This is a genomic window from Streptomyces sp. NPDC059037, assembly GCF_042740015.1.
Lineage (GTDB): Bacteria > Actinomycetota > Actinomycetes > Streptomycetales > Streptomycetaceae > Streptomyces.
On the sequence record NZ_JBHYIG010000112.1, the window covers coordinates 1 to 20,465 of the forward strand.

General features: G+C 70.5%; 22 protein-coding genes. 8 read left to right on the top strand and 14 right to left on the bottom strand.

Going from position 1 to position 20,465, the window contains the following annotated elements; translation table 11 throughout:
* Positions 1–111 precede the first annotated feature (111 nt).
* The 3 genes from ACFWY6_RS22935 to ACFWY6_RS22945 are packed head-to-tail and all read right to left on the bottom strand — an operon-like array spanning position 112 to position 3,141.
* On the bottom strand, positions 112–1,245 hold the full coding sequence (locus ACFWY6_RS22935; protein ID WP_384693319.1) for an Mrp/NBP35 family ATP-binding protein: 1,134 nt from the start codon (positions 1,243–1,245) through the stop codon (positions 112–114).
* A gap of 44 nt (positions 1,246–1,289) precedes the next feature.
* Positions 1,290–1,871, bottom strand: coding sequence for a DUF1003 domain-containing protein (locus ACFWY6_RS22940; RefSeq protein ID WP_384693322.1), 582 nt, complete (start codon positions 1,869–1,871; stop codon positions 1,290–1,292).
* Positions 1,852–3,141 carry a magnesium transporter MgtE N-terminal domain-containing protein gene (locus tag ACFWY6_RS22945; protein WP_384693325.1) on the bottom strand — a complete coding sequence of 430 codons (1,290 nt, stop codon included), beginning with the start codon at positions 3,139–3,141 and terminating at the stop codon, positions 1,852–1,854. Before ACFWY6_RS22945 ends, ACFWY6_RS22940 begins: the two co-directional genes overlap by 20 nt.
* A 212-nt stretch (positions 3,142–3,353) precedes the next feature.
* Here ACFWY6_RS22945 and ACFWY6_RS22950 point away from each other — a divergent pair, with 212 nt between their 5' ends.
* On the top strand, positions 3,354–4,127 hold the full coding sequence (locus ACFWY6_RS22950; protein WP_384693328.1) for a hypothetical protein: 774 nt from the start codon (positions 3,354–3,356) through the stop codon (positions 4,125–4,127).
* Between the two features lie 73 nt (positions 4,128–4,200).
* On the opposite strand, the gene ACFWY6_RS22955 is transcribed toward ACFWY6_RS22950, so the two are convergent.
* Positions 4,201–4,707, bottom strand: a complete 507-nt coding sequence (locus tag ACFWY6_RS22955; RefSeq protein WP_384693331.1) for a hypothetical protein — start codon at positions 4,705–4,707, stop codon at positions 4,201–4,203.
* 24 nt (positions 4,708–4,731) lie between these two features.
* Positions 4,732–5,847 carry a magnesium and cobalt transport protein CorA gene (locus tag ACFWY6_RS22960; protein WP_384693334.1) on the bottom strand — a complete coding sequence of 372 codons (1,116 nt, stop codon included), beginning with the start codon at positions 5,845–5,847 and terminating at the stop codon, positions 4,732–4,734.
* Between the two features lie 473 nt (positions 5,848–6,320).
* Here ACFWY6_RS22960 and ACFWY6_RS22965 point away from each other — a divergent pair, with 473 nt between their 5' ends.
* Positions 6,321–6,905, top strand: a complete 585-nt coding sequence (locus ACFWY6_RS22965; protein WP_266870569.1) for a suppressor of fused domain protein — start codon at positions 6,321–6,323, stop codon at positions 6,903–6,905.
* Between the two features lie 18 nt (positions 6,906–6,923).
* Here the strand turns inward: ACFWY6_RS22965 and ACFWY6_RS22970 are convergent, their stop codons facing one another.
* Positions 6,924–8,177: an MFS transporter gene (locus ACFWY6_RS22970; RefSeq protein ID WP_384693336.1), complete on the bottom strand. Its 1,254-nt coding sequence runs from the start codon at positions 8,175–8,177 to the stop codon at positions 6,924–6,926.
* A gap of 172 nt (positions 8,178–8,349) precedes the next feature.
* Here ACFWY6_RS22970 and ACFWY6_RS22975 point away from each other — a divergent pair, with 172 nt between their 5' ends.
* From ACFWY6_RS22975 to ACFWY6_RS22985, 3 genes are all read left to right on the top strand, one after another.
* Positions 8,350–8,991 carry a DUF6758 family protein gene (locus ACFWY6_RS22975; protein WP_384693340.1) on the top strand — a complete coding sequence of 214 codons (642 nt, stop codon included), beginning with the start codon at positions 8,350–8,352 and terminating at the stop codon, positions 8,989–8,991.
* 215 nt (positions 8,992–9,206) lie between these two features.
* Entirely contained in the window at positions 9,207–10,073 is an 867-nt protein-coding gene (locus ACFWY6_RS22980) for a PHP domain-containing protein (RefSeq protein WP_384693343.1), read from the top strand.
* 73 nt (positions 10,074–10,146) lie between these two features.
* On the top strand, positions 10,147–10,752 hold the full coding sequence (locus ACFWY6_RS22985) for a MarC family protein (RefSeq protein ID WP_384693345.1): 606 nt from the start codon (positions 10,147–10,149) through the stop codon (positions 10,750–10,752).
* Between the two features lie 213 nt (positions 10,753–10,965).
* Here ACFWY6_RS22985 and ACFWY6_RS22990 read toward each other — a convergent pair whose 3' ends face one another.
* On the bottom strand, positions 10,966–11,118 hold the full coding sequence (locus tag ACFWY6_RS22990; protein ID WP_384693348.1) for a hypothetical protein: 153 nt from the start codon (positions 11,116–11,118) through the stop codon (positions 10,966–10,968).
* Positions 11,119–11,328: 210 nt separating this feature from the next.
* Between ACFWY6_RS22990 and ACFWY6_RS22995 the strand changes: the two genes are divergently transcribed.
* Positions 11,329–12,225, top strand: a complete 897-nt coding sequence (locus tag ACFWY6_RS22995) for an NYN domain-containing protein (RefSeq protein WP_384693350.1) — start codon at positions 11,329–11,331, stop codon at positions 12,223–12,225.
* 31 nt (positions 12,226–12,256) lie between these two features.
* Here ACFWY6_RS22995 and ACFWY6_RS23000 read toward each other — a convergent pair whose 3' ends face one another.
* From ACFWY6_RS23000 to ACFWY6_RS23010, 3 genes are all read right to left on the bottom strand, one after another.
* On the bottom strand, positions 12,257–12,952 hold the full coding sequence (locus ACFWY6_RS23000) for an ester cyclase (protein ID WP_384693353.1): 696 nt from the start codon (positions 12,950–12,952) through the stop codon (positions 12,257–12,259).
* A 43-nt stretch (positions 12,953–12,995) separates the two neighbouring features.
* Positions 12,996–13,868 (bottom strand): alpha/beta fold hydrolase, encoded by an 873-nt coding sequence (locus ACFWY6_RS23005; RefSeq protein WP_384693356.1) that lies wholly within the window; start codon positions 13,866–13,868, stop codon positions 12,996–12,998.
* Between the two features lie 136 nt (positions 13,869–14,004).
* Complete coding sequence (locus tag ACFWY6_RS23010; RefSeq protein WP_384693359.1) at positions 14,005–16,188, bottom strand: DEAD/DEAH box helicase; 2,184 nt, start codon at positions 16,186–16,188, stop codon at positions 14,005–14,007.
* A 462-nt stretch (positions 16,189–16,650) separates the two neighbouring features.
* Here ACFWY6_RS23010 and ACFWY6_RS23015 point away from each other — a divergent pair, with 462 nt between their 5' ends.
* Complete coding sequence (locus ACFWY6_RS23015) at positions 16,651–17,388, top strand: ferritin-like fold-containing protein (protein WP_266870580.1); 738 nt, start codon at positions 16,651–16,653, stop codon at positions 17,386–17,388.
* Positions 17,389–17,467: 79 nt separating this feature from the next.
* Here ACFWY6_RS23015 and ACFWY6_RS23020 read toward each other — a convergent pair whose 3' ends face one another.
* From ACFWY6_RS23020 to ACFWY6_RS23035, 4 genes are all read right to left on the bottom strand, one after another.
* Positions 17,468–17,740 (bottom strand): hypothetical protein, encoded by a 273-nt coding sequence (locus ACFWY6_RS23020; protein WP_384693363.1) that lies wholly within the window; start codon positions 17,738–17,740, stop codon positions 17,468–17,470.
* A 177-nt stretch (positions 17,741–17,917) separates the two neighbouring features.
* Entirely contained in the window at positions 17,918–18,145 is a 228-nt protein-coding gene (locus ACFWY6_RS23025; RefSeq protein ID WP_266870582.1) for a DUF3107 domain-containing protein, read from the bottom strand.
* A 144-nt stretch (positions 18,146–18,289) separates the two neighbouring features.
* Positions 18,290–18,931 (bottom strand): TetR/AcrR family transcriptional regulator, encoded by a 642-nt coding sequence (locus ACFWY6_RS23030; protein ID WP_384693366.1) that lies wholly within the window; start codon positions 18,929–18,931, stop codon positions 18,290–18,292.
* 144 nt (positions 18,932–19,075) lie between these two features.
* Complete coding sequence (locus tag ACFWY6_RS23035; RefSeq protein ID WP_384693369.1) at positions 19,076–19,288, bottom strand: hypothetical protein; 213 nt, start codon at positions 19,286–19,288, stop codon at positions 19,076–19,078.
* 186 nt (positions 19,289–19,474) lie between these two features.
* Between ACFWY6_RS23035 and ACFWY6_RS23040 the strand changes: the two genes are divergently transcribed.
* On the top strand, positions 19,475–20,464 hold the full coding sequence (locus ACFWY6_RS23040; protein ID WP_384693372.1) for an alpha/beta fold hydrolase: 990 nt from the start codon (positions 19,475–19,477) through the stop codon (positions 20,462–20,464).
* The last annotated feature ends 1 nt before the right edge of the window (position 20,465 follow it).

Consider the following 20,465-nt stretch of genomic DNA (forward strand, 5'->3'; position numbering starts at 1 on the left):
TGTGGTGGGCCCCACCCCCCCCGCGTCCGCCGCGCTCCATACCGGCTGTTCCCCGTGGGGGGCGCCCCTCCCCCGCCGCCCCCCCCCCCCCCTCGTCGTACGGAGGAAGGCCTAGAACTTGTTGCGCGGCGTGATGCCGAGCGTCATGCCCGCGAGGCCGCGCTGGCGGCCGCCCAGCTTGCCCGCGATGGCGCGCAGGGCCGAACCCGCGGGGGAGTCCGGGTCGGTCAGGACGACCGGCTTGCCCTCGTCGCCGCCCTCGCGCAGCCGGACGTCGATCGGGATGGAGCCGAGCACCGGGACGTTGGCGCCGGTGGTCTTGGTGAGGCCATCGGCGACCTTCTGGCCGCCGCCCGTGCCGAACACGTCGACCATCTCGTCGCAGTGCGGGCAGGGCAGGCCCGACATGTTCTCGACGACGCCGACGATCTTCTGGTGGGTCTGTACGGCGATGGATCCGGCGCGCTCGGCGACCTCGGCCGCCGCCTGCTGGGGCGTCGTCACGACGAGGATCTCGGCGTTCGGGACCAGCTGGGCGACGGAGATCGCGATGTCACCGGTGCCCGGCGGCAGGTCGAGCAGGAGCACGTCCAGGTCGCCCCAGAAGACGTCCGCGAGGAACTGCTGGAGCGCGCGGTGCAGCATCGGGCCGCGCCAGACGACCGGCGCGTTGCCCGGCGTGAACATGCCGATGGAGATGACCTTCACGCCGTTCGCCGACGGCGGCATGATCATGTTCTCGACCTGGGTGGGCTTTCCGTCGGCGCCCAGCATGCGGGGCACGGAGTGGCCGTAGATGTCCGCGTCGACGACGCCGACCTTCAGGCCGTCCGCGGCCATCGCGGCCGCGAGGTTCACCGTCACCGAGGACTTGCCGACGCCGCCCTTGCCGGACGCGACCGCGTAGACCCTGGTCAGCGAGCCGGGCTTGGCGAAGGGGACCTCGCGCTCGGCGGTGCCGCCGCGCAGGGCCGATGCGAGCTCCTTGCGCTGCTCGTCGCTCATCACGTCCAGCGTGACGTCGACGCGCGTGACGCCGTCCAGACGCGCGACCGCGTCCGTCACGTTCTTCGTGATCGTCTCGCGCATCGGGCAGCCGGAGACGGTGAGGTAGACCGTGACGGCCACGGCGCCGTCAGCGCCGATCTCCACCGATTTGACCATCCCCAGCTCGGTGATCGGTCGCTGGATCTCGGGGTCGTTCACTGTCGCCAGTGCTTCAAGCACAGCGTCTTCCGTAGCCATACGACCGATAGTACGGCGCGGTAACCGTGGGTCGGAAAGCCCCGTCAGCGGTCGCCTACATCACGTACGCCGTGCTCCTCGGCCGGGAATACGACGCGGTTCGCCGTCCGCTGCTCCTCCAGCTCCTTGACCAGGTCCTGAAGCTCGGAGCGGATCCAGTCGCGGGTGGCCACCTCGCCCAGGCCCATGCGGAGCGAGGCGATCTCGCGGCTCAAATATTCGGTGTCCGCGATGGAGCGCTCATTCTGCTTGCGGTCCTGTTCGAGATTGACCCGGTCCCGGTCGTCCTGCCGGTTCTGCGCGAGGAGGATCAGCGGGGCCGCGTACGACGCCTGCAGGGACAGGGCGAGCGTCAGGAAGAGGAACGGGAAGGGGTCGAAGCGCAGCGCGTCGGGCGCCGTGACGTTCCAGACGACCCACACCGCGATGGTGACCGTCATCCAGACGATGAAGCGCCCGGTGCCCAGGAACCGCGCGATGCGCTCGGAGAGCCGCCCGAAGGCCTCCGGGTCGTACTCGGGGAGCAGCTTGCGCCGCCGCGGCCGCGGCAGGTCGAGGCGGAAGCGGGCGTGCCGCGGCTCGGCGGCGCGGTTCTCCCGCTCGCGCTCACGGTCGGCCGCCGGCATGGCGCGCCTCCTCCTCCCGTTCCAGGTGGAACTCGGTCTCGCGCCAGTCCTCGGGCAGCATGTGGTCGAGGACGTCGTCGACGGTGACCGCCCCGAGCAGCGAGCCGCCCTCGTCGACCACGGGGGCCGCGACCATGTCGTACGTGGCGAAGAATCCTGCGACCCCGTGCAGCGCGGTCTCCGGGGCGAGCGGCTGCAGATCGTCGTCGAGGATCGAGCCGACCAGGGTGTACGGCGGATCGCGGAGCAGCCGCTGGAAGTGCACGGTGCCCAGGTATTTGCCGGTCGGCGTCTCGTCCGGCGGCCGGCACACGTAGACCTGTGCGGCGAGCGCGGGGGAGAGGTCCTGCTGCCGCACGCGGGCGAGGGCGTCGGCGACCGTGGCGTCGGGCCTGAGCACGATCGGCTCGGTCGTCATCAGGCCGCCGGCGGTGCGCTCCTCGTACGCCATCAGGCGCCGCACGTCGGCGGCGTCGTCCGGCTGCATGAGGGTCAGCAGCCGCTCCTTGTCGTCCTCGGGCAGCTCGGCGAGCAGGTCGGCGGCGTCGTCCGGGTCCATCGCCTCCAGGACGTCGGCGGCGCGCTCCTCCTTGAGCTTGCCGAGGATCTCGATCTGGTCGTCCTCGGGGAGCTCTTCGAGCACGTCGGCCAGCCGGTCGTCGTCGAGCGCGGCCGCGACCTCTGCCCGCCGCTTGGGCGAGAGGTGGTGCAGCACATTGGCGAGGTCGGCGGGGCGCAGCTGCTCGAAGGTGGCGAGCAGGCTCTCGGCGCCCTGGCCGTGCTCCTCCAGGGAGAAGCCGTCGACGGCGGACCAGTCGACGGTGAGCGTCTCGCCCTTGCGCCGGAAGGTGCCCCCTTTGCCCTTCCGTACGAAGACCCGGTCGATCTCCCAGTCCCGGCGGGCCGGCAGCTGCAGCACCGACACGTCGAGAACGGTCACTTCCTCGCCGGTCTCGACGAGCCTGACCCGGCGGTCGAGCATCTCGCCGAGCACGAGCCGCTCGGTGGGCCGCTGCTCGAAGCGCCGTACGTTCAGTACGCCGGTGGTGATGACCTGGCCCGACTCGATGCCGGTCACGCGGGTCATGGGCAGGAAGATGCGCCGCCGCGTGGACAGCTCCACGACGAGGCCGAGCAGCCGCGGCGGTCTGCGGCTCACCCGCAACATCGCGACCAGGTCGCGGACCCGGCCCACCTGGTCGCCGTTCGGGTCGAAGACGGCGGTGCCGGAGAGGTGCGAGACGAAGATCCGGGAGGGGCTTGCCGCCATCACGCGCGCCTCCTCCGACCGTAGGGATCTCCGCAGGGATTTCCGTGGAGATTTATGCCGTCTTGTCAGGTATTGCGGGCTTCAGGCTAGCCCGTCCCGGTCGGATACGCCCCGGCGGTGCGTCCGGACGGACTGGGGCCGAAGGGCGTAGTCAGCACGGGTACGCTGCCGTACTGCCGTAGCCGTCGTCCCCACGAGAGGCAGTGCCACCTGTGACTGCGATTCCCCTGGCCCGCCGCACCCGCAAGGCGGCAGTCGTGAGCGCGCTGTGCGCGGGTCTCGTCGTGGGGATCACCGGTCTCACCGGGTGCAGCAGCGAGGAGGACCCGGACGCGGGCACGAACGGCGTCGGCAAGCTCCCGGCGACGAAGATCCAGAGCAAGTCCGCCGCGGCCGCCGACGCGGCGACGGCGGTGCGGCTCTCGGGCACGGTGGTCAGCAAGGGGCACACGTACAAGCTCGACATGCGGCTCAAGGGTGAGGGCGGCGAGGGCTCGGTCACCTCGAAGGGCGACACGTTCAAGCTGCTCCGCGTCGGCAAGCAGCTGTATCTGATGGCCGACTCCGGCTTCTGGACGCACGCGAACGCCAAGGACGGCGAGAAGCCCGGCAAGGCGGACGACGAGGCCGCGGCCAAGCTCGACGGCAAGTACGTGAAGGTCCCCCAGGAGGACGCCGCCTACAAGCAGCTGAGCGGCTTCACCGACAAGGACGTCCTCCTGTCGGGCATGCTCACCCTGCACGGCAAGCTGGAGACCGGCGAGCGCGGCAGGACCGGCGGCATCCCCAGCATCAAGATCACCGGAGACAAGGGCGCGGGCGGCACCCTGGACGTCTCCCTCCAGGGCAAGCCCTACCCGCTGAGCCTGCAGCGCGGCGGCGACGCGGGCACGCTCCGGCTCACCGACTGGGGCAAGGACTTCACACTCAGCGAGCCGAGCAAGGACGAGATGGTGGACTACGGGGAGCAGCTGCCGACGTCGTAGGGGGGAGCGCCCCAAAGGGGCGCGGGGAACTGCGCGACCAGCCACGACGGCGAGGCAGCCGACAGAGGACCCCTTACCGCCGCTTCCGCTTGAACAGCAACCGCGGCAACGCATCCGGCACCGGAAGCCGCGTAGTCGCCCCGGTCGGCAACGGCGCGGCAGCAAGGGACCCGTCAGGCAGATCGGTGACCACATCCTTCGGCGTAAGCCGAAGAACCCGGCACTCGGCAGCCCACCGCTCGGGCACGCGCTCGGCGTCGGGCGCGTTCAGCCGCTTGCCCTTGAGCTCCGCGACAGCCGCCTCCCACGCCTCCGAGCGCGGCGCGAGCTCGCTCACGGCGGCCGTCCAGGCGATGAGGCGCCCGCCCTTGTCCTTGCTGCGTACGGTCACTTCGGCGGTGGAGCCGTCGGCGAGACCCGGCAGCGGCTGCTCGCCGGGGCCGTCGCCGACCAGGTGGACCGCGCCCTCGTGCCATACGTGCCACAGGGCGCGGGCCGGGCCTTCGCCGCGCACCCAGATGAGGCCCGACTTCTTGGTGGCCTCCTCCAGGAGGGCCTGGGAGAGCAGCGTTTCTGTCATGCGCGCAGCCTACCGAGTGGGCTGTTACAGCCAGCCGTTGCGCTTCAGGGTGCGGTGGATCGCCCAGCAGACGCCGCCGATGAGGCCGAGCACCATGGGGTAGCCGTACCGCCAGTGCAGCTCGGGCATGTGGTCGAAGTTCATGCCGTAGACCCCGCAGACCGCCGTCGGCACGGCGATGATCGCCGCCCAGGAGGTGATCTTGCGCATGTCCTCGTTCTGCGCGACCGCGGCCTGCGCGAGGTTGGCCTGCAGGATCGAGTTGAGCAGCTCGTCGAAGCCGACGACCTGCTCCTGGACGCGCGCCAGGTGGTCGGCAACGTCACGGAAGTACTTCTGGATGTCGGGGTCGACGAGCCGCATCGGCCGCTCGCTCAGGAGCAGCATGGGCCGAAGCAGCGGCGAAACGGCCCGCTTGAACTCCAGGACCTCGCGCTTGAGCTGGTAGATCCGCCCGGCGTCGACACCGCGCGCGGAGCCCTTGCCCTTGCTCGGCGCGGAGAACACCTCGCTCTCGACGTCGTCGATGTCGTCCTGCATCGCGTCGGCCACCGCGAGATAGCCGTCGACGACATGGTCGGCGATGGTGTGCAGCACGGCGGACGGGCCCTTGGCGAGCAGCTCGGGCTCCTCCTGGAGCCGACGCCGCAGCGCCCGCAGCGAGCCGTGCCCGCCGTGCCGCACGGTGATGAAGAAGTCCCGCCCGGTGAAGCACATGACCTCGCCGGTCTCGACGACCTCGCTGGTGGCGGTGAGCTCGGCGTGCTCCACGTAGTGGATCGTCTTGAAGACGGTGAAGAGCGTGTCGTCGTAGCGCTCCAGCTTGGGCCGCTGGTGCGCGTGCACCGCGTCCTCGACGGCAAGCGGGTGCAGCCCGAACTCGGCGGCGATACCGGCGAATTCGGCCTCGGTCGGCTCGTGCAGACCGATCCAGGCGAAGCCGCCTTCACGGCGCACCTGGAGCATCGCCTCGTGCGGGGTGAGGGTGTCGTCGCAGGCGGCGCGGCGGCCGTCGCGGTAGACCGCGCAGTCGACGACGGCGGACGCGGCCTCGCGGGTCGCGTCGTACGAGATGTAGGTGTTGCCGTCCTTGCGGGGCGCGGGACGGACTGCGGCACGCAGGTCGCGGATCATCGACATGGGCAGGCTCCTTTGACGGAGGCCGCCGGCGACGGTTGGAACTGCCCGGAATGGGGACGTCCTGCTGAGGATGTTTGGCACGTCCACAAAGCGGGGAGCACCGCACCGTCGCGGTGGCAGCTTCGCTACTGACTCAGACCGGAGAACTCAGAGAGATCAGGTGGAAACGAAGTGCTCTTCCGTCGCACGCGGCACGAGGAGTACGCACGCACAAGTGGCAGCTACAGGGCTGCGTGAGATGTCAGACGGAAGAACGGGTGGTACTGCACGGTCGACTTCGATCCATGGCAGCCCCACCTCCTCCGGCCGGTCCCCCGTAGGGGAGATCCCAAGCGCGTAGCGCGCGCGAAGTCATCTGCCCGGGCTGGAGAGCGCGCTCTGCGTGCTGCCCGGAACCAGCTGCCAACACTATCAGCCGACTGAAAGGTCAAGCCCCGCCTTTACCCACCACTGACGAGTTCTATGCTCGCTTCATGGCTGATGTTCTTGCTCTGGTGGAGGCCCGTCTCCGTACTGGCCTCGGCGAACCCGACGCGCGCGCCGCGGTGACCTTCCTCGGCACCGACCGCGTCGAAGTGCTGCGCTTCACAGACGGGGACGTGGTCAGGTACGCCACTCTCGGCATGTCGGTCCATCCGATGACCGACCCGACCGCCGCCCTCGCCGATCCGGTCAAGGGCCCGCGCGCGGAACTGGTGTTGTCGGTACGGGGTGGCATCGCCGACACGGACAAGGTGCTCCGCCCGCTCGCGGTGCTTGCCGCGTCCCCGCAGGTCGAGGGGCTCGTCGTGGCCCCGGGCGCCTCGCTCGACGTGGGTGAACCGCTGTGGCCCGGCGCGCAGTTCACGTCCGTACTGGTCGCGGAGCCGGGCGGCCTGGTGGAAGACCTGGACCTCGATGAGCCTATGGATCCCGTACGTTTTCTGCCGCTGCTGCCCATGACGCCGAACGAGGCCGCGTGGAAGCGGGTGCACGGCGCGGGGGCGCTCCAGGAGCGCTGGCTGAACAGCGGAACGGACCTGCGCGATCCGCTGCGCAAGTCCGTTTCCCTGGACTGAAGTTCCTTACAGGGGGCTTCAGTTGGCGAAGACGGTGACGCTGTCCTCCGTCGCGTGCTTCGGTTCGAGCTTCTCGGCCTCGTGGGTGAGGGCGTCCTTGCGGGCCCAGACCACGACCGCGCCGAGCACCGCCGTGACGGCCGCGACGACGAAGGGGATGTGGATGTTGCTCCACTCCTCGATCTTCGGCGCGAAGAACGGCGCGGCGGCCGCGGCGAACCACCGGACGAAGTTGTAGCCGGCGCTGGCCACCGGGCGCGGCGCGTCGGAGACCCCGAGGGCCAGCTCGGTGTAGACGGTGTTGTTCACGCCGATGAAGGCGCCGGACAGGATCGTGCAGACGATGGCCGTGGCGTGGTCGCCGTACCCGAGCACCAGCACGTCCGCGGCGAGCAGCACCAGCGAACCGCCGAGCACCTTCAGCGAGCCGAACCGCGCCTGCAGCCGCGGGGCCACGAGCACCGAGAACACGGCGAGCAGCAGACCCCAGGCGAAGAAGATCGCACCCGACTTGTACGGCGTCATGTTCAGCACGAACGGCGTGAAGGCCAGGACCGTGAAGAACGTGTAGTTGTAGAAGAACGCGGAGGCCGCGGCGGAGGCGAGGCCCCCGTGGCCGAGTGCCTTGATCGGGGCGAGCAGTGACGTCCTCTGCGCGGGCTTCGGCTGTTCCTTCAGGAACGCCGTGATGCAGAGGAAGCCGACCGCCATCAGGGCTGCCGTGCCGAAGAACGGGTAGCGCCAGCTGGCGTTGCCGAGCACCGCGCCGAGCAGCGGGCCGCACGCCATGCCGAGACCGAGCGCCGACTCGTACAGCAGGATCGCGGCGGCGCTGCCGCCGGCCGCTGCGCCGACGATGACGGCGAGCGCGGTCGACACGAAGAGCGCGTTGCCGAGGCCCCATCCCGCCCGGAACCCGACGAGTTCACCGACCGAGCCCGATGTGCCGGCCAGGCCCGCGAAGACCACGACGAGCGCGAGGCCGAGGAGCAGCGTCTTCTTGCCGCCGATGCGGCTTGAGGCGAAGCCGGTCACCAGCATCGCGACGGCGGTGATCAGGAAGTACGAGGTGAAGAGCAGGGAGACCTGGCTGGCCGACGCGTCAAGGCCCTTGGCGATGGAGGGGAGGATCGGGTCGACGAGCCCGATGCCCATGAAGGCGACGACGGACGCGCCCGCCGTGGCCCAGACGGCCTTCGGCTGGCGCAGAAGGCCGGTCGCCCCCTCGTCGAACGGGTCCCCTTCTGCGGGGCCTCCTGTGCTGCTGTTCATGCCTGCTCCTTCGCGGCTGCCGGCGGGATCGTTGACGTATACACATATTAGTTAGCAAGGCTAAAAGATGCAAGCTACATCTAAGTTTGCCTGGTGGCGGGCGGTACGCCGTCGACTCCGGACGGGTGATCGTCCTTGACGCGGCGACGACCGGGGAGGACCGTTGGGCGCTATGAGGGGCGAACCCAGTTGCCCGAAGTGTGGTGGCCGGGTCAGGGCTCCCGGTCTCTTTGCCGACTCCTGGCAGTGCGATGTGCACGGGACCGTGCATCCGCTGCAGCCTGTGATCCCGCCCAGCGTCGAGGCCCTCCAAGTCGTGGTGCACCGTGCGCAGGTGCCCGTGTGGATGCCGTGGCCGCTGCCGGTGGGCTGGCTCTTCACGGGCGTGGCCTGCGCGGGCGACGACAGAAGCGGCGGCCGCGCGACCGCCGTGGCCTGCTCGGGTCCCGCACCGCTCGGCGGTATCGGTGAACTCGTCCTGGTCGCCGAGGAGCTCGGCGTCGGCCTCGGGGCGCGGTACGCCGGCATCGACGGCCCGGACCCCGGTCCCTATCTGAACGTCGAGAAGCCGCCGCAGGCCAAGGTCCTCGCGGCCGGGCGGCCGACTCCGATGTGGCATGTGGCGGGCACGCCGGACGACCGGGCCGTCTTCGCGGGCGAGGCGCGCGGGCTCTGGCTGTGGGCGATCGCGTGGCCGGAGCAGTCGGGGCTCTTGATGTACGACGAACTGGTCCTGACCGATCTGCGCGACGCGGGCGCCGAGGTGGACCTGCTGCCGTGCGGGGCGCTTTCACCGCGGATTCTGACGCCGTGAGGGTCCCTCCGGGGTGGTGAGCGGCGGTTCTCCGCGGCCGGGGCTTCCTGCCGTGCCGGTGGCTCTTGCTGTGGGCGGACCGTCGTGAGGTGTGCCCGCCGGGGGAGCTCTCCGGCGTGAGCAGGGCCTCCCCGGTGGCGGCCGGGGGAGCGTTCGATTCCCGTTATCCTTGAGCGTCCCCCTCGTCCGCCCCGCCAGAGCCTGGAGTCCGCGTCGTGCGCATCGATCTGCACACCCACTCCACCGCTTCCGACGGCACGGACACCCCGGCCGAGCTGGTGCGGGGCGCCGCAGCGGCCGGGCTCGACGTCGTCGCGCTCACGGACCACGACACGACTCGGGGGCACGCGGAGGCCGTCGCGGCCCTGCCCGCCGGACTGACCCTCGTCACCGGCGCCGAACTCTCCTGCCGCCTCGACGGCGTGGGCCTGCACATGCTGGCCTATCTCTTCGACCCCGACGAGCCCGAACTCGCCCGTGAGCGCGAGCTCGTGCGCGACGACCGGGTGCCGCGCGCGAAGACGATGATCGGCAAGCTCCAGGAGCTCGGCGTCCCCGTCGCCTGGGAGCAGGTGGCGCGCATCGCGGGCGACGGCTCGGTCGGCCGCCCGCACATCGCCGAGGCCCTGGTGGAACTGGGCGTCGTACGCAGCGTCTCGGACGCCTTCACGCCCGACTGGCTCGCCGACGGCGGCCGCGCGTACGCCGAGAAGCACGAGCTCGACCCCTTCGACGCGATCCGCCTGGTCAAGGCGGCGGGCGGCGTCACCGTCTTCGCGCACCCCGCGGCCGTCAAGCGCGGCCAGGTCGTGCCCGAGGCCGCGATAGCGGAGCTCGCCGCGGCGGGCCTCGACGGTGTCGAGGCCGACCACATGGACCACGACCCGGCCACCCGCGCCCGGCTGCACGGCCTCGCCACGGACCTCGGCCTCCTTGCCACCGGGTCGAGCGACTACCACGGCAGCCGCAAGACGTGCGTGCTCGGGGAGTTCACCACCGACCCCGAGATCTACGGGGAGATCACGCGCCGCGCGACCGGGGCGTTCCCCGTGCCGGGCGCCGGTGGACGCCCCTCCGCGTAGCTCTCACTTCCACTTTTCGCCGTCGCCCTCCCGCGCGGCGCCTTCGTACGACTCTCTCTGCAAGGCCATCACTGTGTTCGACGTCGCCGTCTTCGGCTCTCTCTTTCTCACCCTTTTTGTCATCATGGATCCCCCTGGGATCACCCCGATCTTCCTCGGGCTCACCTCCGGCCGCCCCGCCAAGGTGCAGAAGAAGATGGCCTTCCAGGCCGTGTGCGTCGCCTTCGGCGTGATCGCGGTCTTCGGGCTCCTGGGCCATCAGATCCTCGACTACCTGCATGTCTCCGTCCCCGCGCTGATGATCGCGGGCGGTCTGCTGCTCCTGCTCATCGCGCTCGACCTGCTCACCGGCAAGACGGACGAGCCGAAGCAGACCAAGGACGTCAACGTCGCCCTCGTGCCGCTCGGCATGCCGCTGCTCGCCGGCCCCGGCGCGATCGTCTCCGTCATCCTGGCCGTGCAGAACGCCGACAGCGTCGGTACGCAGGTCTCCGTCTGGGCGGCGATCGTGGCGATGCATGTCGTGCTGTGGCTGGTGATGCGCTACTCGCTGCTGATCATCCGCGTCATCAAGGACGGCGGCGTGGTCCTGGTGACCCGGCTCGCGGGCATGATGCTCTCCGCGATCGCGGTGCAGCAGATCATCAACGGCGTGACCCAGGTGATCCAGGGCAGCTAAGCGCTCCGCGGGGAGTGCCGCGAGGGTGCCGTCGCTCGTCTGCGGCTGTGTCGTGGCTGGCCGCGCCCACGCGGCGGAGCCGCACATGTCACAGCCCCGCGCCCCTTCGGGGGCGCACCCGAACCGCACCGGACTTCGCCGAAGCCGCTCAGCCGCCGGGCATGCGAAGGGCCCCCGTACTCCACTGAGTACGGGGGCCCTTCGACGTCTGCGTTACGAGGCCGGGGATTCGGCCGGTCGGATGTAGATGCGCTGGCCGATCGCTGCGGCCTGCTGCACCATCCGGTTGACGGAGGCGGCGTCTACGACGGTCCGGTCCACGGCGGAGCCGTCGACGTCGTCGAGTCGCATGATTTCGAAGCGCATAAGGCTTCTCCCTTCGTCTGGTCATCCTCCTGAAGGAGAACTACTGGAGTGAGCGGAGCGCGGGGCATCGGTGTCCCGCGTTCCAAGGGGTACAACGGGTTGCCCCATGCAAACATTCCCTACGCTAAGGAAATTTTTCGACAGCCTAATTACTCGCGGGTAGCGAGACCGGTTGTGTTCGCAGCGTGACCGGCGGGACAATGTGCACCAATGGACGCAGAAACCGAGATCAGAGCCCAGCTTGAGCGCGCCAACAGCCTTCTCGAGCGGATGCTCGCCGAGGTGGCGAAGACGCCGTCGACCCACGCGATCTTCGTCGACGCGGGGTATGTGTACGCGGCGGCGGGCCGGCTCGCGGTCGGCACCGAGGACCGGCGGGCCTTCGACCTGGACGCGGAGGGCCTGATCGAGGCGTTCATCGACAAGGCCCGCACGATCTTCGCGGACAGCAGGCTGCTGCGCGTCTACTGGTACGACGGTGCGCGGCGCCGCATCCACACGATGGAGCAGCAGTCGATCGCGGAGCTGCCGGACGTCAAGGTGCGCCTGGGCAACCTCAACGCGAACAACCAGCAGAAGGGCGTCGACTCCCTCATCAGGACCGACCTGGAGTCACTGGCCAGGCACCGCGCGATCAGCGACGCGGCGCTCATCGGGGGCGACGAGGACCTGGTCTCGGCGGTGGAGGCGGCGCAGGGGTACGGCGCGCGGGTCCATCTATGGGGCATCGAGGCGTCCGACGGCCGCAACCAGGCGGAGCCGCTGCTGTGGGAGGTCGACAGCCAGCGGACGTTCGACCTCGAGTTCTTCAAGCCGTACGTGTCGCGGCGCAGCGTCGCGGCGACGTACGAGACGCTGGGCACGCCCCGGCCCTCCCGCGAGGACGTGCGCTTCGTGGGCGCGCAGATCGCCGCGAAGTGGCTGGCCGCGCGGGGGCGCGAGGCGCTGGTGGACCTGCTGCCGGGGCACCCCTACCTGCCAGGGTCGGTCGACCAGGAACTCCTGGTGGAGGCGGAGAAGCTGCTGGCCTACTCGCTGCGGGGCCAGTCGGATCTGCGGCGGGCGCTGCGGGACGGCTTCTGGGAACACCTGCAGACGCAGTACTGAGAAGCCGGCGTCCGTGGCGAGGGCGGGCGGGTCAGCTCTCGACGACGCCCAGCTGCTGCATGAGGCCGAGGTCGTCCACGTTCCACCAGCTCTCCGCCATCTTGCCGCCCTTGCAGCGGAAGGTCGCGTGGCCGGTGCCCGCGACATCGCGGTTGGTCGCTTCCAGGCCCTGGTACGGAGCGACGTGGCGGCCCTTGAACGAGAACCGTGCGCACACCAGATCGCCGTCGGCCATCAGGCTCTCCACGGTGGCCGTCGGATGGAACCCCTCCATGATCTCCCGGTTCGAGACCTTGACCTCCGCCAGACTCGCGTCATAGGTGGCCTGCGACGGGTCGTGCTCCCGGTAGTCGGCGGTACACATCCCGTCCATCGCGTCGATGTCGCCCTTGTTCACCACTTCCTCGAAGAAGTCGCGGACCACGTTCTTGTTCAGCTGCTCGTCGCGCAGCACGTCGAGATCGGTGAACGACGGCGCCTCGTCGCAGAGCGCGACCATCTCCCGGAAGATCCGGTCCGTTTCCGGCAGCTGCGAGTTCGCCATCGCTGCCTCATAGGACGGAAACTCCACGATCTCCATCAGGTGAGTGGAGTCGGAGCGGTCCCGGCCCATCATGGCGTGGGTGGCCGTCCGCTTGCCCTTGGTGGCTTCGACCCAGCTGTCCATCACCTTGTTCAGCGCGTCGATCTGATGTGTCTTGCAGTCGATGACCTGGACGAATGTCATGACGCCCGCCTCCTGTCATGGGGCCGTACGTAGCCCTTTCAGGCTAGGCCCGCCCCAGGTGGCTGTCCTCCCAGAAGGCGATGAGCGCGGCGGCGGTCTCTGCCGGGCGGTCGGTGTTGGGGGAGTGCTCGGCGCCGGTGATGACGGTGCGGTGGGCGCGCAGCCGGTCCGCCATGTCATCGAGCCAGGGGACGGGCCAGGTGTCGTCGCGCTCGCCCGAGATGACGTGCTTGGGCAGCGGCGTCGCGGCGAGCTCCGTGACGCGGTCGGGCTCGGCACAGAGCTGCTTGCCGGTGGCGATGAGCTGGGCCGGGCTGTGCCGCAGCCAGCGCTCACGGAGGGCATCGTCGCCGTCGAGGTCCGTGTCCTCCGGCGGGTCATGGGCCTGGATGGCCTCCCAGGCCTCGGCCATCGACAGTACGGCGAGGGCGTCGGTCAGCATCTTGGCGCGGGCCTGCTGGGAGGGGGAGATCTGGGCGGGGCCCGACGACATGAGGGTGAGCGAGGCGAAGGTGCCCGCGCCGGTGCCGGGGGCCCGAAGGACCGCCGCGCGCGCGATCTGGCCGCCGAGTGAGTGGCCGAGGAGGTGGAGCGGGCCGCCGCCGACCGCTGCGGCCTGGGCGAGCACGTCGCTCGCCAACTCCCCCTGGGCGTAAGGGGATTCATCGTCCGCCGGGCCAGTGCTCTCGTACTGTCCGCGGCCGTCGACGGAGACCGCGCGGTACCCGGCGTCGGCGATGGGCCTGAGGAGGGCGATGAAGTCCTCCTTGCTGCCGGTGAACCCGGGCAGCAGCAGGACGGTGCCTCTGGCCTCGCCGGCCGGGCGGGCGTCGAGGGTGGCGAAGTCGCCGCGCGCGGTGCGGAGGACGTGGGCGGCTACGCCGGGGGGCGGGGTGAAGGTGGGGGGCCTGCTCATGGCTTGAGGCTATCGGCAGGGGTGGGCTGAGGGCTTGGGGCGGGGCGTCGGGGCACATTGCGGTGCGGCGGGCCGCAACGGCAGAAGGCCCGGTACCCCAAGGGGAACCGGGCCTTCGTAAGGCAACGGGCCGAGCCTACTCGGCCGCCTCCGCGGTCTTCCGCGTACGCCGACGAGGCTTCGCGATCGTCGCCTCGGGGACATCGACCTCAGCCGTGGCGGCAACAGCCTTCCGCGTACGGCGACGCGGCTTCGACTCCTCCGTCGGCTGAGCGGGGATCTCCGCCTCGACGACGGTCTCCGCGACCTTCTTCGTACGGCGACGGGGCTTGGCGGGGGCCTCGGCTTCCACTGCCTCGACGGTGTCGACCACGGTCTCCGCAGCCTTCTTTGTACGGCGGCGCGGCTTCGCGGGGGCTTCCGCCTCCACGGCCTCGACGACGGTCTCCGCAACCTTCTTCGTACGGCGGCGCGGCTTGGCGGGGGCCTCGGCCTCCACTGCCTCGACGGTGTCGACGACGGCTTCGGCGGCCTTCTTCGTGCGGCGGCGCGGCTTCGCGGGAGCCTCGGCCTCCGCCGTCTCGACGGTGTCGACCACGGTCTCCGCAGCCTTCTTCGTGCGCCGACGCGGCTTCGCCGGGGCCTCGGCCTCCACGACCTCCGCGGTCTCGACGACGGTCTCCGCGACCTTCTTCGTACGGCGACGGGGCTTGGCGGGGGCCTCGGCCTCCACCGCCTCGACGGTGTCGACGACGGCCTCCGCGGCCTTCCGCGTACGGCGACGCGGCTTCACGGGAGCCTCGGGCTCGGCCTCCACCACCGTGGTGGCCTCGACCGTGGCGACAGCGGCCTCCGCGGCCTCACCGGAACGCGTCCGGCGCCGGCGGCGCGGCGCGCGCGGCTCGGTCGGCTCCACAGGAGCGGCGGCGGGCGCCGGCTCCGGGGACGCCGGGGTCTCGACCGACGGGGTCGCCGTCGCGTCCAGCGGGCTGCCCGAGCGCGTACGGCGCCGACGGCGCGGCGTACGAGCCGGACGCTCCTCCGACGCGGGAGCGGCAGCGGGACCGGAAGAACGGCCACGGTCCTGCGAGCGGCCGTTGCCACGGCCCCCGCGGGCGCCACGCCCGCCCGTCTCGCCGAGGTCCTCGATCTGCTCCGCGCCCAGACCCGCACGGGTCCGCTCGGTGCGCGGCAGGACACCCTTGGTGCCCGCCGGGATGTTCAGCTCCTCGAAGAGGTGCGGCGAGCTGGAGTACGTCTCGACCGGGTCGTTGAAGCCCAGGTCGAGCGCCTTGTTGATCAGCTGCCAGCGCGGGATGTCGTCCCAGTCGACCAGCGTGATAGCGATGCCCTTGGCGCCCGCGCGGCCGGTGCGGCCGATGCGGTGCAGGTACGTCTTCTCGTCCTCGGGGGACTGGTAGTTGATGACGTGCGTGACGCCCTCGACGTCGATGCCGCGCGCGGCGACGTCGGTGCAGACGAGCACGTCGACCTTGCCGTTGCGGAACGCGCGCAGGGCCTGCTCGCGCGCGCCCTGGCCGAGGTCGCCGTGCACGGCGCCCGAGGCGAAGCCCCGGCGCTCGAGCTGCTCGGCGATGTCGGCGGCCGTCCGCTTCGTACGGCAGAAGACCATCGCGAGCCCGCGGCCGTCGGCCTGCAGGATGCGGGCGATCATCTCCGGCTTGTCCATGTTGTGCGCGCGGTAGACGAACTGCGCGGTGTTCGCGACCGTCTGGCCCTCGTCGTCCGGCGCGGTGGCGCGGATGTGCGTCGGCTGCGACATGTAGCGGCGCGCGAGGCCGATGACGGCGCCCGGCATGGTCGCCGAGAACAGCATCGTCTGACGCTTGGCCGGCAGCATGTTGATGATCCGCTCGACGTCGGGCAGGAAGCCCAGGTCGAGCATCTCGTCGGCCTCGTCGAGGACGAGGCACTTGACGTGCTTGAGGTCGAGCTTGCGCTGACCGGCGAGGTCGAGCAGCCGGCCCGGCGTGCCGACGACGATGTCGACGCCCTTCTTGAGCGCCTCGACCTGCGGCTCGTAGGCACGGCCGCCGTATATGGCGAGGACGCGTACGTTCCGCGCCTTGCCGGCGGTCAGCAGGTCGTTGGTGACCTGCTGGCACAGCTCACGCGTGGGGACGACGATGAGGGCCTGCGGCGCCTCGGTCAGCTGCTCGGGCTTGGCCCGGCCCGCCTCGACGTCCGCGGGGACGGTGACGCGCTCCAGGAGCGGGAGACCGAAGCCGAGCGTCTTGCCGGTGCCGGTCTTGGCCTGGCCGATGACGTCGGTGCCGGAGAGGGCAACGGGGAGCGTCATCTCTTGGATGGGGAACGGGCTGATGATGCCGACGGCCTCAAGGGCCTCGGCCGTCTCGGGGAGAATCCCGAGATCGCGGAAAGTCGTAGTCAGGGCATTGCCTCTTCTGTGAGACGCGGCCTGAGGCGAACGCTGGGGGTCGTGACCGTGCCACTACCGCCGGCTGCTTGGGGGGCGGGCCGGGGGCGCGGGACCACTGCCTGCGCTCGAGCGCTCATACCGCTGAGGTTCCCTCCTCGTGCCGTACGCACTGTGCGTACCGCCTGGAGGGCTGTCGGGTCGGAGCCGATCGGGCCTCCGACCGGGCATCCTCATTCATACGGCCCGGCGAATATTCGACGGGCGCTTTATCACTGTACCCCGGAATCGCGCAGCCGTGTCTGGCGAATTGGTCACGTAGTCGTAGTCACAGTCACTGACCAGGCCCTTACGCGTTGCTGCGAGCGGGCTATTGTGCGGTTTATGGAGACGCCTGACACCGCCGCTGACACGCCCGCCGAACCGACCGGAGTCGCCGCCCAGGACTGGGCGACCGCTTCCGCCGAGCCGCACTACCGCGCCGCGGTGGTGGATCTGCTCGGCGCGCTCGCCTATGGAGAGCTCGCGGCCTTCGAGCGTCTCGCGGAGGACGCGAAGCTGGCGCCGACGCTCGGCGACAAGGCGGAGCTGGCGAAGATGGCGTCGGCGGAGTTCCACCACTTCGAGCAGCTCAGGGACCGGCTCTCGGCGATCGGCGCGGACCCGACCGAGGCGATGGAGCCGTTCGTCGCGGCGCTCGACGGCTTCCACCGTCAGACGGCGCCGTCCGACTGGCTCGAGGGCCTGGTCAAGGCGTACGTCGGCGACTCGATCGCCAGTGACTTCTACCGCGAGGTCGCGGCGCGGCTCGACGGCGACACGCGCGGGCTGGTGCTCGCTGTGCTCGACGACACGGGGCACGCGAGCTTCGCGGTGGAGAAGGTGCGCGCGGCGATCGACGCGGATCCTCGCGTGGGCGGGCGGCTTGCGCTGTGGGCCCGTCGCCTGATGGGCGAGGCGCTGTCGCAGTCGCAGCGGGTTGTGGCTGACCGGGACGCGTTGTCGACCATGCTGGTCGGGGGCGTGGCCGATGGGTTCGACCTGGCCGAGGTCGGGCGGATGTTCTCGCGGATCACTGAGGCGCACACCAAGCGCATGGCTGCGCTGGGGCTGGCTGCCTAGGTTCGCTCGCTGCTGCGGGTGCTTCGTGGCTTGTCGCGCAGTTCCCCGCGCCCCCGAAGGGGCGCCCCCTGGGCGCCCCTTACGCCGTCGCCGAGCGACGGCTCAGTCTGTTGCGGCTTGGGCGGAGCAGTAGTGACAGCAAGGCCGCCGATACGGCCACCGCGCCCGCGATCGTTGCGGTCGCGTGGCCCGCGCCCAGGGCCATATGCGCGACGAAGGAGCCGATCAGGGCGCCCACTGTGCCGGTCGCGAGGACCAGGCCCCGCGCGGGGAGCCGGTGGGGCAGGCGGTGGGCCGCGGCCCATGCCAGGGCGAAACCGAGCAGTGTGGAGCCGAGTGCTTCCAGAATCACAGGGTGTCCCTCCCTCGCGGCCAGGTGCAAAACGGTCGTAGCCGGTATTACCCCTGGCGGCCGGAACGCAACCCTCCGAGCGAGGTCAGGTACGTACAACGAGTGACGAACGACGAGAACGGCCCGGTGGATCACCACCGGGCCGTTCTCCTTGTGCGCCTTGCGTGCGCACCCTGCTTACAGGGCGCTGAAGCCCACCTTGCGCGCGGTCGGCTCGCCGAGCTCGACGTACGCGAGGCGGTCGGCCGGAACCAGGACCTTGCGGCCGTGGTCGTCCACGAGGCTCAGCAGCGGCGACTTGCCAGTCAGTGCCTCGGACACCGCGCGCTCGACTTCCTCGGCACTCTGGCCGCTCTCCAGCACGATCTCGCGGGGCGCGTACTGCACGCCGATCTTGACCTCCACGGCTATGTCCCTCCGACGGTCAGTGATGTGCGCGGCCGTCCGCGCCGTACTCGGCACACATTAGCCCGGTGAAGCGATGCTCACGGTGCCGCCGCCGCACGCCGGTAGCGAACAGAAAACGGGAACAGGGAGCACCGCCGCCGATCAGTGGCCGTCCGTGCCGTGCAGCGGGAAGCCCGCGATGCCCCGCCAGGCCAGCGAGGTGAGCAGCTCCACCGCCTTGTCGCGCGGGACCGTGCTGCCGCTGGCGAGCCAGTAGCGCGCGACCACCTGCGAGTAGCCGCCCAGGCCCACGGCGAGCAGCATCGCCTCGTCGCGGGGCAGGCCCGTGTCCTCGGCGATGACCTCGCAGATCGCCTCCGCGCACTGGAGCGTCACCCGCTCCACGCGCTCGCGGACCGCGGGCTCGTTGGTCAGGTCGGACTCGAAGACCAGGCGGAACGCGCCGCCCTCGTCCTCCACGTACGCGAAGTACGCGTCCATCGTGGCCGCGACGCGCAGCTTGTTGTCCGTCGTGGACGCGAGGGCCGTGCGGATGGACTGCAGCAGCGACTCGCAGTGCTGGTCGAGCAGTGCGAGGTACAGGTCGAGCTTGCCGGGGAAGTGCTGGTAGAGCACCGGCTTGCTGACACCGGCCCGCTCCGCGATGTCGTCCATCGCCGCAGCGTGGTACCCCTGCGCGACGAAGACCTCCTGCGCCGCGCCCAGGAGCTGATTGCGTCGGGCACGACGCGGCAGGCGTGTGCCCCGCGGGCGTGCCGCCTCTGTCTGCTCGATGGCTGTCACGCCGCCTCCCATGATCGTGAACGTGCGGTGTGCGCCGCGCGGCCATCGTACTTTTCGGTAACCGTGCTGTGCGCGGTACGAGCGGAGAATTTCACGGACTGGATGGCCGTGGAAGCCGTGCGTAGCAGGGCAAACACGGGCAGGTCAGCGATAGTCGTCCTCGTCGATGGTGACGACGCGGGCCTGTTCGGCCAGGTCCGCCTCGTTGGCCGCGTCCTGGTCGGCGCCCTGGAGGGAGTCGTCCTGGCTCGGGGCGAGGTCGGTGTGCTGCTCGGCGGCGTCGGTCTCGGGGGTCTCGGCGCTGCTCTCGGACTCCTCGACCTCGAAGGTGTCGGGGTCGGACGGGTCGACGGTCATCGTCACTCTCTTCCCTAGCGCACTACTAGTGGTGCGAGTGCCCTGTTCGCCCTCTTCTATGAGCCCCTCTCCTATGAGCCTAGGAGACTGCCGAACCAGGCGCTACGCGATCTCCCCATGACATCGGCCGGATCTGTGACGGCGAACACACGAACCACCGCGTGATCGTCTCGTAACATTGCCCGCATGTCTTCGACCGAGTTGCCGCACGTGCTCGCCGCCGCCGTCGGGCCCAAGCCGGGTGCCGTCGGCGTCGCGGCGGGCGAGCGGCTCGACTCGGTCGGCCTTCCCGGACTCACGCTTTCCGTACGTTCCAGGCCTGCCGTCCGCGAAGGGCTGCCGCCCGCCCTGTTCGTGCACGGGCTCGGCGGGTCCTCGCAGAACTGGTCGGCGCTGATGCCACTGGTCGAGTCCGTCGTCGACTGCGAGGCGCTGGATCTGCCCGGGTTCGGGGACTCGCCGCCGCCCGACGACGGCAATTACTCGGTCACGGGCCACGCGCGCGCGGTCATCCGCTACCTGGACGCGAGCGACCGCGGCCCCGTCCACCTGGTCGGCAACTCGCTGGGCGGCGCGGTCACCACCCGCGTCGCCGCGGTCCGCCCCGACCTCGTACGGACGCTCACGCTGATCTCCCCCGCACTGCCCGAGCTGCGGGTGCAGCGCACGGCGGTGCCGACCGGGCTGCTCGCGGTGCCCGGCGTCGCGCGCCTGTTCACCAAGCTCACCAAGGACTGGACGGCCGAGCAGCGGGTCAGCGGTGTCATGGCGCTCTGTTACGGCGACCCGGCCCGGATCACGCCGGAAGGTTTCGCCGCGGCGGTCCGCGAGATGGAGCGCAGGCTCGCGCTGCCGTATATGTGGGACGCGATGACGCGCTCGGCGCGCGGCGTCGTGAACGCGTACACGCTGGGCGGCCAGCACGGTCTGTGGCGACAGGCCGAGCGGGTGCTGGCGCCGACGCTGCTCGTCTACGGCGGCCGCGATCTGCTCGTCTCGTACCGGATGGCCCGCAAGGCGGCCGCCGCGTTCCGTGACTCACGGCTGCTCACGCTGCCGGACGCGGGGCATGTGGCGATGATGGAGTATCCGGACACGGTGGCCAACGCCTTCCGTGAACTGCTCGTGGACACCGGCGAGTTGGGCGATACCGGCGACGCGGGTTCGGGGAGCTGAG